13 protein-coding genes are annotated in these 19,072 nt (G+C 28.7%); 6 read left to right on the top strand and 7 right to left on the bottom strand.

The features are described from left to right. Positions 1-203: 203 nt before the first annotated feature. Complete coding sequence (locus Q3287_RS16055; protein ID WP_054269048.1) at positions 204-1,067, top strand: MerR family transcriptional regulator; 864 nt, start codon at positions 204-206, stop codon at positions 1,065-1,067. A gap of 224 nt (positions 1,068-1,291) precedes the next feature. Further along, entirely contained in the window at positions 1,292-2,050 is a 759-nt protein-coding gene (locus Q3287_RS16050) for an MBL fold metallo-hydrolase (RefSeq protein WP_065388355.1), read from the top strand. Between the two features lie 84 nt (positions 2,051-2,134). Here Q3287_RS16050 and Q3287_RS16045 read toward each other — a convergent pair whose 3' ends face one another. Then, complete coding sequence (locus Q3287_RS16045) at positions 2,135-3,196, bottom strand: GGDEF domain-containing protein (RefSeq protein WP_054269047.1); 1,062 nt, start codon at positions 3,194-3,196, stop codon at positions 2,135-2,137. Between the two features lie 804 nt (positions 3,197-4,000). Between Q3287_RS16045 and Q3287_RS16040 the strand changes: the two genes are divergently transcribed. Together Q3287_RS16040 and Q3287_RS16035 are read left to right on the top strand one after the other, a co-directional pair. Next, positions 4,001-5,542 (top strand): AbgT family transporter, encoded by a 1,542-nt coding sequence (locus tag Q3287_RS16040; RefSeq protein ID WP_407964409.1) that lies wholly within the window; start codon positions 4,001-4,003, stop codon positions 5,540-5,542. Between the two features lie 33 nt (positions 5,543-5,575). Further along, positions 5,576-6,682, top strand: a complete 1,107-nt coding sequence (locus Q3287_RS16035) for a M20/M25/M40 family metallo-hydrolase (protein WP_407964408.1) — start codon at positions 5,576-5,578, stop codon at positions 6,680-6,682. A gap of 138 nt (positions 6,683-6,820) precedes the next feature. On the opposite strand, the gene Q3287_RS16030 is transcribed toward Q3287_RS16035, so the two are convergent. From Q3287_RS16030 to Q3287_RS16005, 6 genes are all read right to left on the bottom strand, one after another. Further along, on the bottom strand, positions 6,821-8,107 hold the full coding sequence (locus tag Q3287_RS16030) for a transcriptional regulator (protein ID WP_407964407.1): 1,287 nt from the start codon (positions 8,105-8,107) through the stop codon (positions 6,821-6,823). Between the two features lie 381 nt (positions 8,108-8,488). Further along, entirely contained in the window at positions 8,489-9,193 is a 705-nt protein-coding gene (locus Q3287_RS16025) for a response regulator (protein ID WP_054269043.1), read from the bottom strand. Then, positions 9,184-10,791, bottom strand: coding sequence for a DUF4118 domain-containing protein (locus Q3287_RS16020; RefSeq protein ID WP_054275815.1), 1,608 nt, complete (start codon positions 10,789-10,791; stop codon positions 9,184-9,186). The genes Q3287_RS16025 and Q3287_RS16020 overlap by 10 nt, the downstream gene beginning before the upstream one ends. A gap of 259 nt (positions 10,792-11,050) precedes the next feature. Continuing rightward, positions 11,051-12,229, bottom strand: a complete 1,179-nt coding sequence (locus Q3287_RS16015) for a hypothetical protein (protein ID WP_054275814.1) — start codon at positions 12,227-12,229, stop codon at positions 11,051-11,053. Positions 12,230-12,454: 225 nt separating this feature from the next. Further along, complete coding sequence (locus Q3287_RS16010) at positions 12,455-12,949, bottom strand: threonine/serine exporter family protein (RefSeq protein WP_054269041.1); 495 nt, start codon at positions 12,947-12,949, stop codon at positions 12,455-12,457. After that, complete coding sequence (locus Q3287_RS16005; protein ID WP_065388354.1) at positions 12,950-13,711, bottom strand: threonine/serine exporter family protein; 762 nt, start codon at positions 13,709-13,711, stop codon at positions 12,950-12,952. A 548-nt stretch (positions 13,712-14,259) separates the two neighbouring features. Here Q3287_RS16005 and Q3287_RS16000 point away from each other — a divergent pair. Both Q3287_RS16000 and Q3287_RS15995 read left to right on the top strand, forming a co-directional pair. Continuing rightward, the gene (locus Q3287_RS16000; protein WP_054275813.1) at positions 14,260-17,094 is read left to right on the top strand and encodes a sigma 54-interacting transcriptional regulator; all 2,835 of its coding nucleotides are present in this window, start codon (positions 14,260-14,262) and stop codon (positions 17,092-17,094) included. A gap of 42 nt (positions 17,095-17,136) precedes the next feature. Next, positions 17,137-18,381 (top strand): D-alanyl-D-alanine carboxypeptidase family protein, encoded by a 1,245-nt coding sequence (locus Q3287_RS15995; RefSeq protein ID WP_176702552.1) that lies wholly within the window; start codon positions 17,137-17,139, stop codon positions 18,379-18,381. The last annotated feature ends 691 nt before the right edge of the window (positions 18,382-19,072 follow it).

The raw sequence follows: 19,072 nt of genomic DNA, 5'->3' as shown, positions 1-19,072 counted from the left end.
AAATCACAACCAAAATAAAACATATTATTCTTAGTAAAATCCCTAATATTATTTAGAAAAAATATAACAAAGAGATTGACCCTCACGTATAGTGATAGTATACAGTAGTAGTTAGGGATAGAGTTAATAAGTAAATACTATTTCTTGCAAATATAATATTAGCTATGTCTCAATTACCAGAGTATGAAAGAAGGTGAATTAAAATGATGACAGTAAAACAGGTTTCTTCGATAACTGGTATTAGTATACGTACTCTACAGTTTTATGACGAAATTGATTTATTTAAACCCACAGAAATAACGAGCGCTGGATATAGATTATATGATGAAAAAGCATTAGAAGTTTTACAACAAATTCTATTTTTCAAAGAACTTGATTTTACATTAAAAGAAATTAAAGTAATCATGGAAAATCCTAAATTTGATATGATTACTACATTTGAGAATCAACGAGAACTAATTCAAATAAAAAGGGATAGATTAAATGCTCTATTAGAGTTACTTGATAAACTTATAAAAGGAGAAAAATGTATGGATTTTAAAGATTTTAATATGGATGAATATTTTCGTATATTAACTGAGTTCAAAGAAACTCATACTGATGGAATTATCAAGCAATTTGGAAGTGTTGAAAACTTTGATGAAATGATTTCAGAAATGAAGTCTAATGAAAACAAAATAGCTGATATGGCAACTAAACAGTATGGAAGTATCGAAAAATACACAAAAGCTATGGAAAGTAATCTTCAAAATTTTATATCTAATGGCTCTACTATTGACCAAGCAGAAGTATTTAACCTTATAAAAAAAAGCGATGATATTACAAAAAAACTTACAGAGAATCTAAGTAAAGATGTTACATCTTTGGATATTCAAGAATTAGTTGGAGAACTAATTTCCTTTACTAATAAAATTAATAATGGTATTGATATGGGAGATAACTATTGGTCTATTACGTCTGAAAATTATATATCAAATCCTACATTTATTGAAATTAATGATAAGAAATATGGAGATGGGGCATCAAAATTTATTGGGCTTGCCCTAAAAGCATATCTTGAAAAGTAACAACTTTACACTATAGTTATTATTTCATCTTATAAGTTGCTAATCCTATAAAGAATTAGTGCTAGCCCTACAAAGCTCACAAAAAGTAGCATCTGTAGATAATATAAATATTTACTGGTGCTACTCACTTTAAAACTTTTAAGACTCTGTTGAAGTATAAATATAAGTATGATATATTCTTTCTAACTATACAAATTTCTATTTTAATTTAAGGTGGTGAAAAAATGTTTGAAAAAATATTTAATGTAGGAAACCTAATTGTAAATAATTGGTTATACCCTATTCAAGACGGTTTTGTCTTGATTGATACTGGATATGAAAATGGTTTTAAACATTTCAAAAAACAAATATTCAAATCCAACATAAAAATCAAAGACATTAGATACATATTTCTAACTCATGCCCATGATGACCATGCAGGTTTTATAAATCAGATTTTAGAAGAATCTCCTAATACAAAAATTGTCATGCATGATAAAGCTTTAAAAGCTCTATATAAAGGGCAAAACTCTTTTATTGGTGGATGCACAAGTCGTACCGCTTTTCTCTTTTGTCAAATTATGAAACTGTTTGGAAAAGATGGACATTGTTTTCCTACACTAAAGCAAGAGTTTGAAAAAAGATGTATTCTTATCTCTGACAATAATCTAAAAGAAATTGAAAAAGAATTAAATGGAAAAATCATAGAAACACCAGGACATACTTCTGATTCAATTTCCCTACTACTTAATAATGGAACTTTATTTTGTGGAGATTCTGCAATGAATGGCTTCCCAAGTATTCATAAAATCACCATATTTGCAGAAAATAAAATGGAATTTGCTCAATCTTGGGAAACAATTATAAATACAAAACCCAAGATGATTTATCCTGGACATGGAAAACCATTTGAATGTAGCAAATTAGAACAGAATCTGCACTATATACATAAGATAACTTTATATCATCTACACAATTCAAATGATATCCATAGATTTTTATAAAAAGTACAAAACAAATTCCTTTAAAACTGATTTATTATTTTTTAAATATTCTCCACACTTTGAATAGAATATAGTAGAATCTAACTAATTTATACGATAGCATCCTTTTCCAGCTTCCTTTGCTGAATAAAGGGCTTCGTCTGCTTTACTATACAACTCTTCAAAATTGATAATATTTTCATCACAAATAGAGCATCCTAAACTGATATGAAATACATAGTTATCCCTTGATAAATCTTCCATATCATTTAATACTTCAAATAATTTTTCAAATCGTATCCTACACTTCTCTTCATCAGTTAATTCTACAGAATAGATAGCAAACTCATCACCACCTAATCTTAATGCAATACTATCATAAAACACATTTCTTATATTTTCAGCTACAGCTTTTAGATAATAATCTCCTACTATATGACCATAAGAATCATTAATATACTTAAAATCATCTATATCAATAAGAATAAAAGCACCATATTTTTGTTTAGACATGAGTTTTTCAATCATCTCGACTCCAGAACCTCGATTATATATACCTGTCAATAAATCAATTTCCGATTTTTCTCGATACTTAATATAGTTTTCTACACTTTCAATACGGTCATTTAAAATAAAGAAATTAACACCAACAGATAAAAAATAAAATGTAACTAAATCGACTAGGTCTGCCATAAACATATCTATATCCTTTGCTATAAAACAACAGATACCATAAACTATAGAAATTATTGTTATATAAAGAATGATTCTCCAAGGTTTATCTAATATGAATAGAGGAAGTACACATATGAATACCATGATTGTAATTGAAGGTTCTGTTTTATCTAAAAAAGTTCCCATTAAAATACCCATTATCATAACTGGCGTTAATACTCCATAAAAAATACATGTTATATATTTAGTGTGTTCTTTTAAATAAAATTTACAAAGGATATGAAGAATAAGAAAATATCCAAATATAAGAAAAAATTCTGTATTAAAAGTAACTACTTCTGATAAAGTCAATCCAAATATAAGAACCATAGTTGAAATAGTAAGCCCTACTAGTGATAGGCCATTCAAACTATGGTAATTTCTAATTCTAATTTCAGACTGATACAAATCCATCTTCTTTGCTCTAAAATTTCTTAATAGTGTCTCTAGCATCATATCCTCCTTATGCATCACCTATACTCGCTTATGAATCATTTAATACTTCTATAGTACAAATACAATACTCTTATAAATGAAATCTTCTATTTCTGATTAATTTAAAAAGTGATTTAACTACAGTATTTTTTATAGTTTAAAGGATTTTTCTAAGAATTTATAATTATAAATGGTTTATATTCCCATTAGACTTTCTATAAAAAGATGCTAATTTTAACATATATTTTAGATAAACCTACAAATATCTTAATTTTAATTTAATATTCCTTTACTTATTACTCGGATATATTATATCATTTCAATATATAAAAGTCATTAAAAAGCACCACTCTAGAAAGATATACATACATCTCTAGAAATTTATATTACTAATTTACATAAATTATCGGTATAGATAATTTTTATATTATATATATATTATAAAAAACTAATAATTGATTTTTTCTTTTCGATTTTGAATCAAATCTACACTCTAAGCATTCTAAAAGCTTAACATTTTATTAGATTATTACTTTAATAACTTAATCTTCCACTAGCTTTTTCTAAAATTTTATTTTAAAATTAAATTTAAAGTGTATATGTTATTCAAATACATTAGATATAATTCGTCATTAATTTACTTAAATCATATTTAATTAACACTACTCATACAGAAAATTCAGAAAATTACATTGACATAGTTAAAAGTTTATTTTATACTTTTTTTAGGACATATTGTGGACACGTCTTAAATCGACAATCATAATTTTAATTATAAATTTGACCACAATACTTATTTTTTAATTATTAGGGAGGGATATTATGAATGATAACGTAGTTAAGAAGAAAAATTTTTTTGACAGAACATTAAACAGGATAGAAACTGTTGGTAATAAACTACCAGACCCAGTTACAATATTTTTAGGACTATGTGTACTTTTACTTATACTATCTAGTATAGTTGGCTCTATGGGTATATCAGTAGTTCATCCTGGTACAGGAGAAACCATAAAAGCTGTAAATCTATTGACTGTAGAACAGCTTCAAATTCTTCTAGGAAATATAGTTAGTAATTTTCAAGGATTTGCTCCTTTAGGACTAGTTTTAGTAACTATGATAGGTGCTGGTGTATGTGATAAAACTGGACTTATGACAGCAACAATCAAAGCATCAGTAAGCAAGATTCCTGAAACAAAAGTAACTCTTGTTGTAATGACTATAGGTATGCTTGCCAATATTGCATCAGATGCAGGTACAATACTATTTCCACCACTAGCTGCACTTGTATACCTTGGTGTTGGTAGACATCCTCTTATAGGTTTATTTTCTGGGTATGCCGCAGTCTGTCTAGGATTTGCTGCAAATATTATGATAAGTGTCAATGATATACTTGCTGCAAGCTTTACAGTTCCAGCAGCCCAAATGATTGACTCTGGATTTCAAGCTAATGCAACAATGAACTTATTCTTTATGATAGCATCAACTTTTGTTTTAATACTGTTAGCAACATGGGTAACGGAAAAGATTGTAGCGCCTAGATTTGGTAAGTATGAAGGAAATGCAGAATTAGATGTTGATGGTAGTCTTAATGATGTAGAAAAAAAAGGTCTTAAAAGGGCTGGTATAAGTATATTAATATATGCAGCAATCATAATAGCTCTTAGTGTAATTGGTAAAAAACCATTCTTAGCTGACCCAGAAACAGGAGACTTACTATCAAACAATGCTCCTCTTATGAAAGGTATGGTACCTATAATAGCATTAGCATTTTTTATACCTGGTGTTGTATATGGAAAAACTATAGGTAAGATAAAAAAGGACAAGGATGTTGTCTCTATAATGGCTGGTGCAATGAGTGATATGGGTGGATATATAATACTAGCATTTGCAGCTTCACAATTTTTACAGTTGTTTACAAATAGTAATTTAGGTTTAATACTAGCTGTAAAAGGTGGAGAATTTTTAAAATCAGCAGGAATAAATGGACCTTTATTATTGATAGGATTTATTATCTTATCTTGTTTTATAAATTTATTTATAGGTAGTGCATCTGCAAAATGGGCTATCCTTGCACCTATATTTGTACCAATGTTTATGATGGTTGGATACAATCCAGCGCTTACTCAAATGGCTTATCGTATAGGTGATTGTATAACAAATCCACTTAGTCCATTATTCCCATACTTCCCTATTATATTAGCATTTACGAGAAAATATGATAAAGATGCTGGTATGGGTACTGTAATAGCTAACATGTTACCATACTCAATCTCATTCTTAATAGTATGGACTATATTATTGATATTATTTATGGTATTTAATATTCCATTAGGACCTGGAATACTACCTTCATATAGTATGTAATTTAATTAAATCTTTCTAAAAGGAGAAAAATTTATGTTAGATAAAAATAGACTTATAAATAATTTTATGGATATGGTTAAAATTGATAGTCCATCTAATCAAGAATTAGAAATGTCTAAATGGCTTGTAAACTACTTAAAAGAAAGAAATATAGATGCCATTATAGATGATGCTGGTGAAAAATATGGTGGTAATACAGGAAATGTTATTGCCTATATAAAAGGTGAAGAAGGAAGTAGACCTCTTTGTTTATGTGCACATATGGACCAAGTTCAACCTTGTTTAGGTGTAAAGCCTGTACTAGATGGTAACATAGTTAGAAGTGATGGTACTACTACACTTGGTGCAGATGATAAGGCTGGAATAGCTGCTATACTTGAAACATTAGAACATGTTATTACAGAAAAAATCCCACATAGAGATATTTATCTTTGTTTTACAATCTGTGAGGAAGCTGGTATGCATGGTGTTAAAAACTTTAATCCTGACAACTTACCTTGTAAAGATATGGTGATTTTAGATTCTGGTGGAGCTATTGGTTCGATAGCATATAAAGCTCCTGCTCAGCAATCTATAAAAATCTCTTTTTATGGTAAGAAAGCACATGCTGGTATAGAGCCTGAAAAAGGCATAAATGCTATATTGGTAGCTTCTCATGCAATAAGTAATATGCATATAGGCAGAATAGATTCATTAACTACTTCAAACATAGGTAAGATAGAAGGTGGTGGAGCTACAAATATAGTAACTGACAAGGTTACATTGACTGCTGAAATTAGGTCTCATATACCTGAAACTTTAGAGTATGAACTTAATCATATGGAGAAGTGTTGCAAAGATGCTGCATCTAAATTTAATACTACTTATACTTTTGAGCATAATATGTCTTATCCTAGTTTTGAACTTAGTAGAGATAGTCATATATTCAAATTGAGTGAAGAAGCAATAAGACAAGTTGGTGTTGTTCCAAATCCAATGGTAATTGGTGGTGGAAGTGATGCAAATATATTAGCTAATCTTGGATATAACTGTGCTATATTGAGTCTAGGTATGTATGATGTTCACACAGTTAATGAATACGTAAATATAGATGAATTGTATGATACTGCTAAAATAGTTTATCATATGATTAAATTATAAATATTACAACAGATGTCTTAAAATTATAAAACTAAAAACCTATGTATTTTCAACTTTATAAGTTATATCTTAAAAGTTTGTTTTACATAGGTTTTAGTATTTTATATAATAATTTATTGCAGTAGTTGATGCAGTTTTTTAAAATAATATTTCAGTAATATTTTTAGGTCTTCCTCCACCAATGCTAGTTTCTTTTGCACATATCCTACCTAGGTCTGCACTCACTATTTTATTTAATATACGCCTTGCACTTCTTTCACTTACATTTAGATATTCTGCTAATTCTTTTGAATCATAAATCTTACTTTGCCTATTCTCACTTATAGCAATAATTTTTGCAACTGATTCACAACTCATTCCAGTCTTTTTAGATATATCTATTACTTTTTCATCAGACAACATTAAAGAATAATTTAATTCATTTTCTGAGGCTAAAGGACCTCTTATATTTTCATCTTCATCTACTAAATATATGCCAATTTCTTTTGAATCTATAGAGCGTCTTAATGCTTTATGTGCATTATTCTCAGCTTGATATGCAGTTACTCCAGTACCAATTCCTATACTAAGAGAAAATCCCATATCTTTTATATCTCTCTTCAGTTTAAATAACTTATCGTAGTTATACTCATTATCAGCTACCCCTTTATGGACAAATACGACATAATCATTTCTTCCAAATAAAAATAGGGAGCCTTGAATACTTCTCACATAGTTTACTACAAGCTTATCCATATCTGATTTTTTTATCATATCAGAATAATAGTTGTCTATCTTCTCTTTATAATCTATTATACTCAATATTTCAACAGCAATTTGAGAAAATCTAGCCTTACTTAGAGCATATTCACTCTTTACTTTCTCATAACTTTCTTTGATTAATTGTATAGTAGCTTGTAGACGAAATACTGGATAACCTCTTTCTTTTAATTCATTATATACTGCTCCAAAACCAGTTAACATTATCTCTGTCTTATTTTCTTCAAATAATTTTATATGCCATTCTACAAGCTCAGATTCTCCTACTTCCAAAGAAAACGGATTACAAAACACACTTGTAGCTTTTATATCAAATTCTTTAAGTGCATCTTCTACAACATATCTATCTACTACATCTATACTGAATTTATCTAACTTTATATCCTCACTTTTTATTGCCCAAAATGCCTTCATTATGCTTGTACCACTTCTTGGTACAAATGAATGTGGTTTGCTTATCTCATACTTAGATTTTATAAACTCATAAACTGCACATCCTGTAAATATAATAGCATCACATTCATCTTCACATTTAGAAATAACTTCTATTGTATCTACCACTTTTTCTCTTACATATATTTTAGTTTCTAAATCACTGTCTATCTGTTTTAAATCATCCTTTATCTTAAACCCAGAGTCTGAAGGGCCTATAATACCCACTATCATAAACTTCGCTCCTAATCCATCAATTTTATACTTTCTAAAAATTATATCCTCATTACTTTCTATTTTTATTTAATTTATTATCTCACATTCTATATTTATGGTAAAGAACTTCTATACAAACATCTATAGTATTATATAGATAATTTTTCTACAAAAGGTAATGTCTATAGGAAATTAATCCTCAATTTAAAACATATATTATTTCATGAAAAAGTATATCTTAAAATACAAAAATAACTATGTAGATTTAAGATTAGATAAATTGATTTTATATCTATTCATTATAAAATATACATAGCTATTTCTATTCTGTTTAAAATATTCATATTTATTAGAATAGCAGATAATTTTTATCTAATTAATATTATCTTAATTTCATAACTATTCATCTGCCATACGATAGCCTACTCCAACTTCAGTCAAAATATACTCTGGTTGAGCAGGGTTTTTTTCGATTTTTCTCCTTATACTTGCCATAAATACTCTAAGGGACTGGTTTTCACTTTCATAGTAATTTCCCCAGACCTTATCTATTATAAATTTATGAGTTAAAACTCTTCCTGAATACTTAGACATTAATTCAATAATCTTATATTCAATTGGAGTTAAATGTATTTCTTTATCATTAATTAAAACAGTATGATTTTCATAATCTATCTTTAGATTTTTAACTTCAAAAACCTTTGGAGTATCATTGTTTATATTGCCTTGTTGAGCCTTATTTCTAAGAGCTACACGCACTCTAGCTAAAAGCTCTGTTACACTAAAAGGTTTGGTCAAATAATCGTCAGCTCCTCCATCCAAAGCCTCAACTTTATCTCTTTCATGTTCTCTTGCTGAAACAACGATTATTTTGTTATTTTTAGCACATGCTCTAACTCGTCCTATTACCTCAATTCCATCAATATCTGGTAGACCTAAATCTAAAATTATTAAGTCTGGGTCAAGAGAATGTATAAGTGATATGGCGGTTCCTCCATTATCAGTCTCTACACACCTATAACTTTGAGTTTCAAGAGACACCTTTATAAATTTACAAATTGGCTTGTCATCTTCTACAATTAGAACTAATGGCTTTATTTCCACTCGCCTTTCGCCTCCTCTTCACATATAGGTATACTAAATCTAAATGTAGCTCCTCCAGAAGAATTATTAAAAGCTATAATTTCTCCTCCATGAGCTTCTACTATAGACTTACATATCTCTAATCCAAGACCAATCCCTCTTCTTTCAAGATTTCTAGATTTATTCTTAGTATAAAATCTATTAAATATATTATCAATATCTTCATTTGGTATTCCTTTTCCATTATCTGAAACTGCAAATAGAACTTGATTTGACTCTTTATTTACAGTTAATTCTATTTTGGAATCTTTAGGTGTATGTCTTATAGCATTATCGATTAAGTTTACTAAAACTTGTTCTATTAACAATACATCTACATGAACTACTATTATTTCTTCTGGAATATTAGTTTGTATATCTCTATTATTGGCAAACTTTTTCACTCTTAGTATGGATTCTGCTATTATTTCATCAACAACCTCTGGTCGTTTTTCAATATCCAATTTGCCTTCATCTATTCTAGTCATACTAAGTATGTTCTCAACAGAATGAGTCAGCCAACTTGTATCTTCATATATATTTTTTACTAATTCTACTCTAGTTTCTTTGTCTATCATATCATCATTTTCAAGTATTGTTGAAGATGAACCTAATATGCTTGTAAGTGGAGTTCTTAAATCATGAGAGATTGATCTAAGTAAATTGCCTCTTAATCTCTCTCTTTCTGCCTCAAGATTAGCTTTTTTATTCTTTTCAAATAAATTTTCTCTATCGATTGCCAATGCAACCTGTGTCGAAACAGCTTCTAACAATATCTTTTCATTTTCTGTAATAATATCTATTTTAAAACATGCAATACCTATAACACCAAGTACATTCGATTCTTGACCTTTTATAGGAAAATAGTATGCACTACTCTTTTTACAATATTTTGTTCCGATTCCAACTGGTTCGCCTGTCCTAAAAGCTTCTTTTATAGCTTCCTTTTCTAATACTGAATGGAATATGTTCTCACTCCCATCATTGTTACAAATATAGATACTTGGCTTACCTAAATTATTATCGCCATCTGAAATGGTTACTATAACAGTTCTATTTAACATGTTTACTAAATTAGTCCCACAAAACTCAATAATTTGATTCTTATTTTTTGCTTTAAGTAATGTTTTATTGTTCTCATAAAGCAATCTTATCATTTTTTCTCTTTTATGAGAAAGTCTCACTTCTCTTTTTATTCTAGAAGTTAGAGTACTTGTTATAATGGCTGCCATCAGCATAATACAAAATGTCATAGGATAATCTTTCCTATAAGCTAAAAAAGTATATAATGGGTGTGTAAAGAAAAAGTTAAATGATAGCACTCCTATTACTGAAGAAAGTATTCCAAAAAAATACCCATAGGTTATACTTGTAGCAAATAGCACACCTAATATGTATACCAATATAATATTAGATTCATTAAAACCTACCTTTTCAAAAACTACTGATATTCCAGTAGCAATCATCATAACCAATATAGTTTTTATGAAGTCCTTAATAATCACCTTTCTACTGAGATAATCATCTTCATCATAGTCATACTCTTTTAAGTCTTCATGATGTAGTCGTTCCTTTTTCATCTACTACAATTCCTCCTTATTGTTACTGTTTAAATTGGCTCTATTGTATATAATACAATTTTATCATAATAAATTCAATCAATACATTTAATTAGTTTATTTAAATTACTAAAAGGTGCTGTCTTAAAATGAAAGTAAATCTCTATTTCAAAACAGCACCTCTATATATTTAAATTACTAATTTAATTTTATACTTAAATCATTAGTTTATTTAGCTTTATAAATTATAATATCTTAATATTTGATTTCTAGAACATTTTTATCCAACGAGCATAAATATAAAGTGGGCACATATACCTGCACATAAACCACCTATTGTATGTGAAAGTATTGCTTTACCAGCTAATGGTCTTGCTTCTAAAGCATCCATCATACCTATGTGTGTACTTAGGTATCCACTCCAACACATACCCATAGCTGTAAATACTGCTATATCATTAGGAGTTATAGCACCTGATTTTATAAATTCTGGTACTAAAGATATAGCTGCTCCAACAGCTCCTAATGCAGTTACAGGGAATGCGATTGCTTCTGGTGATGTGAATCCAAATAATGGCTCTATTATGAAGCTAATTTTATCACCAATAGCAGGTAATAATTTTATACCTTCATATGCAGCTCCTGTGTAAACAGCCTGACCTGTAGCAGGGTCTGTAGATGGTCCAAAAGTTAATAACATAACTAATGTACAAACTACTAAAACTCCTGGTATTATAGCCATACCCATTTCAACACCTAGCTTACCACCTTCAAGTATAGCATCCAATGTTCTTTGGAATACATTACCATCTCTTATTTCTCTAAACTCTTCAATTTTTGTACCTTTTTCATTTACTTGTTTTTCAGTATCGCTTTTAGGGTCATAATTATAATACTTTTTAGTAAAAGTCAACATAATTCTAACACTAATAATACTACCTATTATTGCCCCAACATTACCTATTATAGCTGGTAGTACATATTCTTTACCTTGAGCTATCATGAAAGTTGTTACAATAAGCCCCATACCAAAGGCTGTTCCTAAGTTACATAAAGCAGGTATCTGATACTTCTTAAAATATTGTGTAAATGTTTTGTCTTTAGCAAATGGTATAATAGCTGGATTATCAGATAAATATGTTGCAACTACTCCTGCTATACTAGCACCAGGTAAGCCCCATATAGGTCTCATAAGACCCTTAAATATCTTATTAACTAAAGATATTACTCCGAATTCTGAAAGCAATGCACTAAGTGCACCTGCAAGAACTGCCATCGCCATTATTAAAAATACTGTATCTAATAAAAGCGCATGTGCTGTACTCATTATTACTTTAAACATCATACCTGCACCCATGATGCTTCCTACATATCCAAATCCTACCGCCAATAGTACAATAAATACGAAGGTTTCCATACTTACTGCCTTGACTCTTCTCTTATCCGACAGCTTTTCCATCTTGAAATCTTCCCCCTTTTCAATTTAAATTAAGGTTTCTAGCATTGGTACAAATTTTTTAGTACAAACTGAACACTAAAACTTACATCTGTAATGCAAGTTGTCAGTTTTTTGAAATAAAAAAAAACTATTTCTATAGAATAAGAACATCTTTTCTAATTTAGATATTCTTATTCTATTTTATGTTATTATATTATCATCCTTTTACCTAAAAGTCAATTTTTTCTATTTTTGTGGCTTAATTTTATTTATACCCTTCTTATATTTTTCATTTTCTTTTATTTTGGTAAACATTCCATATAAGTTTACTTTTCTAAATACTGTAGTTATAAATACCAGTCCCAACGCAATTGAACTTGCACAGGATAATGTACTTACACCATACTCTACTGCTTTGATATAATTATTTGTCAAAACAGAATACATAGTATTATATATTCCATAACCTGGTACTAATATTATTAGACAACATACACTTAATGTGGTTGCTGGAGTCATATAAATTCTAGCACATAACTCACAATATATTGCAAAACATACTGTAGCTATAAAGAAACATAAGTTTTCTGTCACACCCATATTCAAACAAAATTTATATGAAAACCAAGCGATACTTCCACCTATACCAGATAGTATCAAATTCTTTCCTTTCATATTAAATAGCACTCCAAAGCTTAAGGCTGTAAAAAAAGCTGCTATTACCTCTATAAACAAATGCATTTATATCCCCCCTAACTTGAAGTACAATCCAAGTACCAAAAACATTCCTACTGCTATAGATACACCTATAAAAAATACTTCTGCTAACTTTGCAAGACCAGAAATCAATTGTCCATCTAATAAATCTCTTAAAGCATTCGTCAGTGCCAGACCAGGTACTAATAACATTATCGCTCCTGCTATCAAATGGTCTATTGTCTTTATAAACCCAAGCTTCAAGATTATAATAGAACAAAGAGCTATAATAACTGCTCCGATTGCATTTACAAAGAAGTCATTTAATGATGATTTATTTAAGTACATAGTAACAAACTTAGTCAAAATTCCCACAGTAAATGCGGCTATAAACTCTTCTATATTTCCTCCAAAGAGTATCGAAAATGTCGCTGCTGCAATGCCTGCAAAAAATATTGTTATTAAATCTGAATAGTAGTTATCTTCACTTATCTCATCTAAAATTTTTTCACATAATTCAATATCTAAATTATTTATACTTATTGCCCTTGATAATGAGTTAACCTCATGAACCAAGTTTAGGTCTACCCTTCTTGAGCTTATTCTTTTAATTGCTGAATGTAATTTTCCATCTACAAACACAGACGCCATTACAGCTGTTGGGGTCGCAAATACATCTACATGGTCTATTCCAAAAGATTGACATATTCTAGCTATCGTTTCTTCAACTCTATAAGTTTCTCCTCCACTTTGCAACATAGCTTTACCTGCGTTCGAGGAAAAGTTTAAAATTCTATCTATATCCACAAAACATATCTCCCATTCTTTTATAGTATTATTCATATTTTATTACAAGATATTGTTTATTTAAACTATTTTAAATAAACAATATCCAATATTTACATTTTATGAAAAAACTTGTTTTTTATGCTTGTCAAAACTAGATTTTAAAGTTGTTTACAGCATAAAATGGCTGAATTAATATATAACAAACACTTTCAACCATTGATATAATCTTTTAAATTGTATAGTATTCTCTTCAATAAAGCTATGTACTTTCTAATTTTTTGTTTTTTAACTTTCATGAGTTTTACTTTAATTTGATAGTTATATATTGAAATGTATTTAAAACTTATATTTATTTATATAACAACATAATATCCTAACTAAATCCATAAAAATCTATATCTAGTATAATGCAACTCTTATTTTAACATCATCCATTACACAAAACAACATATTAAAAAGTAAAATACAAAATATCCACTATAAACCTTATTTTAATACTGAATATATATTATAATATATTTAATATAACTTAAGTATAACTTAAATATAAAGAAAGGAGGCAATATATGCTAAGAAAAGATAAGGTTCTATTATCACTACATAAATTATGTGAAAATATAACTTTAAAAGACCTTCAATCAGAGAAAGCAGGATTTACTACAATAGAAGTTGCTAATAATTCATCTCTTGATAGAAGTAATACCAGTAAAGAATTAAATAACCTATTTAATGAAAAGAAAGTTATAAAGATACCTGGCAAACCCATTTTGTTTTTACATGCTGGTATTATTGAAAATTTAATTGGTCATACTTTAGACAACTCTGAGTTTTCCATAAGTAATTGTAATGAACTACTTAAATCAAGTAAAAATGATTCAGAAGATATTTTTTCAACATTACTTGGACATGATTCTAGTCTTAAACTAGCTATAGAAAAAGCTAAATCTGCTATACTCTACCCTCCAAAAGGTCTTAACACATTACTCATAGGACCTACTGGTGTTGGAAAAAGCACATTTGCTGAAACAATGTATAAATATGCTGTAGAAAGTAAAGTCTTTTCTTCTGAAAGTAAATTTGTTGTATTTAACTGTGCTGAATATGCAGAGAATGCTAACTTACTCTTAAGTAATTTATTTGGTTATGTTAAAGGCTCTTTTACTGGTGCTAATAAGGATAAATTCGGGATAGTCGCACAGGCTGATGGAGGTATATTATTCTTAGATGAAATACATAGATTACCCCCAGAAGGTCAAGAGATGCTTTTTCTTTTGATGGACAAAGGCATATACAGACGATTAGGAGAATCCGACATCGTACATAAAGCTACTGTTTTTATTGTGTGTGCCACAACAGAAGATATACATTCTTCACTACTTGGGACTTTTTTAAGAAGAATCCCAGTTACAATTAACCTACCTGCTTTACAGGATAGGTCCTTAAAAGAAAGATTATCTCTTATTAAATACTTCTTTATTATAGAATCCAAATATACCAATGCAACTATAAGAGTTCACAAAGATGTCATTAAATCTTTACTTCTTTATGATTGTTTTGGTAATATAGGTCAACTTAAATCTGATATACAACTTATGAGTGCAAGAGCCTTTTTAAATTATAAGACTGGTCTAAAAGAAAATATAGAAATAGATTTGTCTCTTGTTCCTGATTATATATACACTGGTCTTTTAAAATTGAATGAAAATCGCAGTAATCTAAATAAATTATCAGAACTTGATTACATGCTTTTTTATGAATTTAATGGTAACAATTTGGAGGTTGAATATACAAAAGAACTCTCTAAATACAATATAGATACACAAAACAATGGGTTTAAATATTCTACAGAGATTCCTTATCTAGAAAATGACATAAGGAGTATGTTTATAAATTACATGGAAAAATACTCTACAAAGTTACTTTCAATATCTTCAGTAACTCATTCTGATTATACAAGTAATGAAATTTTCAAGGTAATTAATCCAAAGATTTACTATGCTGTTGAACACTCTTTAAAAGAAGCTGAAAAAATATCGAGAAACAAATATACAAAACAAACTTATATTGCTCTTTCAATGCATATAAGTGCACTTATAGAAAATATAAATCAAGACACATATAACCCTAAATACAATCTATATAATGATAAAATTTTTTCAGATAAAGATTTAAATATAGCTAAAATAGTTTTAAGTATAATCGAAAATGATTTACAAACATCACTACCTAAAGATGAAGTAAAATTTATATCTATGTTTCTAAATAGCACATACCTTGAACCAAATAATCAATCTGAAAGTATAGGTGTTATAATACTTGCTCATGGAAATTCAACAGCAAGTAGTATGTGTGATGTAGCAAATTCATTACTTGGTACAAACCACTGTAATGCAATTGACATGCCTCTTGATGTAAAGGTAAGTACTATACTTGATAAAGCTATAGAATTGGTAAAAGAATGCGATGAAGGTAAGGGAGTACTTCTTTTAACAGATATGGGTTCTCTCATAGCTTTTGGAGAACTTATTTCAGAAAAAACAAAAATTAAAACACGCTCTATTGAGATGGTATCTACTCCAATAGTTTTAGAGGCAGTAAGAAAAAGCACACTACCAGAAATGACTTTGGATGAATTGGCTAATTCTTTAAGCTCTTTAAATCCATATATTGGACGAGCTGCAATTGATTCAACAGAAATAAATTATCCTGAGAAGTCAAGAGAGTATGCCATAATAACGACTTGTATAACGGGTTATGGTTCAGCTATGAAGATAGCAGATTTTATAAACTCTTCACTAAAAAGTATTAATAAATACAGTATTAATTTAGTTCCTCATAATATAGAGAGTTTTAAAATGTATAGGAATAAATTTAGTAACACTAAAATTTTGGCAGTTGTTGGCAGTGTAGATTTTAATGTGGCTAATACCCCATTTATTCATATAGAAGAACTCCTAAATGGGTATGGTCTAGATATGTTGAACAAAATAATAGAAGGTACATTTAATGCCAATAGCATTACTAATATAAAAGAAACAAATTTATCATATAACAGCCTAATAATAAACTTTATGTCTCAAAACTTAGAGCTTTTAGACTCTGTTAAATTATTCAATTACGTCAATTCATCATTATTTTCAATAATAGAATTGATAGATGAAGGTCTAAAAAGCAAGTTTAAGTTAGGATATATACTTCATTGTTCTTTTATGATAGAAAGATGTTTTAAAAATACAACTTTTCCATATAATAACATCACTGAGTTAATCAGTGAAAATTATGAACTGTATAATTTAATACATGAGGCCTTTAAGCCAACAGAAGCTTACTTTAATATCTTGATACCAGATGAAGAAATTGCTTATATAATAGATATGATTAATGAGTATCTAAATAAATAAAACTTACAGCACCTACTTTGTGCATGTTAATTAATATATGAAATGGAGGATGAGATTTTGAAAGAAAAAATAAAACAGTTAACAATACTTGCATTAATTTGTATATTTATAACTCCTGGATTTGCATCTGCAGATGCTCCACCAGTACCAAACTCTTCAAGAGCTGCACTACTTATAGACCAGAAAACTAAAAGAATATTATTTGAAAAAAATAGCGATGAAAAAATGCCTCTAGCGAGTTTAAGTAAAATGATGACCTTTTTACTTGCAATAGAAGCAGTCAATAAGAATCAGGTAAAGGAAACTGATATGGTAAAGATAGACAAGTCTACAGCTTCAGTAGGTGGTTCTACTTGTAAACTTAAAGATGGTGATGAAATATCTTTAGGAGAGCTTATGCAAGGTCTTATGCTTGTATCAGGAAATGATGCTGCTATGGCTATAGCTAAACATGTTGGTAAAACTGAGAAGAATTTTGTAAATATGATGAATAAGAAAGCTGAAGAAATAGGAATGCTTGACACATATTATTTTAATCCAAACGGACTTCCTATATATACTGACCCAGAGCATAAGGAGCCACCTATTGAAAATATATCAACAGCTCACGATATAGTTGCACTTGGAAAGTATATGTATGACCATTATGAAAGTCAAGTTACTAGAATAACTACTATGCAAGTATATAATGATACTAAGAAAGATTTTACACACTATAACACAAATCCCCTATTAGTTTCAGTGCCTGGTGTTGATGGAATAAAGACAGGCTATACAGATAATGCTGGTTATTGCCTTGCATTTTCTATGATGGTACCTAAGGACGATAAAAATGAAAGAAATCATAGATTAATAGGAGTTGTTCTTGGTGATGGTAATAAGAAGAATAGAATTTCTTCTTCTGCTACTTTATTAAAGTATGGTAAAGACAATTTCCATTCTAAGAAGATAGCTCATAAGGGGGACATTATAGAGACTCCTTGTGTTGATGGTGTTGATGATTTTAAGATAACTGTTAAAGTTGATAAAGATTTGTATGGGGTTGTTTCAGATAATGAGAATATACACCCTAAGATAGTGTTTAAAAATATGAGTTATCCTATTCATAAGGGAGATATTGTTGGTGTTGCAAAGTATTACAATGATTCTGGCAAGTTTGTTGGAAGTGTTGATGTTAAAAGTGAAAGTAATATAGGATGTATTCCTTTGAAGGATAAGATTAAGATTAAGGTTGCTAAGATAAATAGAAAGCTTGAGGTTAAAAATTCTGTTTGTTTTAAGGCTTAGGTTAGATGAGATTTGTGAAAGACTCCACTTTATGGTGGGGTTTTTTATTTTGTACAAAAAATTAAAATAGTGGCAACAATTGAGGATGTGAGGGAGAGTTGCCACTATTTATATAGGGTATTATATTATGTTTTTAAGCTAGTTTTACTATCTTCTATGTTTATATAATAACTCTTGTGTGTGAATTTAATAGATAATTCATATGAAAATTATGTGAAGTTTTGTAATAAAAATTAAAAGTGCCTAACTTATTTAAAGTATATATTTAAGCAACAAAAGAATATTTGAAAGCATACTAAGCTATATGTAAAGTTTCTAAAATTTATATATTATATTTTAAATATACTAGATACATTAAATGTTAGTATTCATTTTTCATTACACTCTTATTCTTGGCTATAAATAGATTTGTATAAAAACAAATTTACCTACAGTATTTTTTGTATATAAAATTGGTAAATTAAGACGAATATTCATATAAAAAACCTCTTAATTAATATATTTCTAAATTTATACCAATCAAGAGGTTTATACATAATTTAAATTTTAATCTGATATTAGATTAATTAAAAATATAAGTATCAATGTTTATTCATTCTTACTCATTTATTTTTAATAGGTTAATTACAGATCTTGCTACATCTGTAAGACTTGTTTTTAATGTTCTTGCAGAAATACTCTTTGCATCTAT

Source organism: Clostridioides sp. GD02404, assembly GCF_045898275.1.
Lineage (GTDB): Bacteria > Bacillota > Clostridia > Peptostreptococcales > Peptostreptococcaceae > Clostridioides > Clostridioides difficile_A.
The sequence above is the reverse complement of the archived record's forward strand: the minus strand, read 5'-3'. Positions and strand labels throughout refer to the sequence as shown.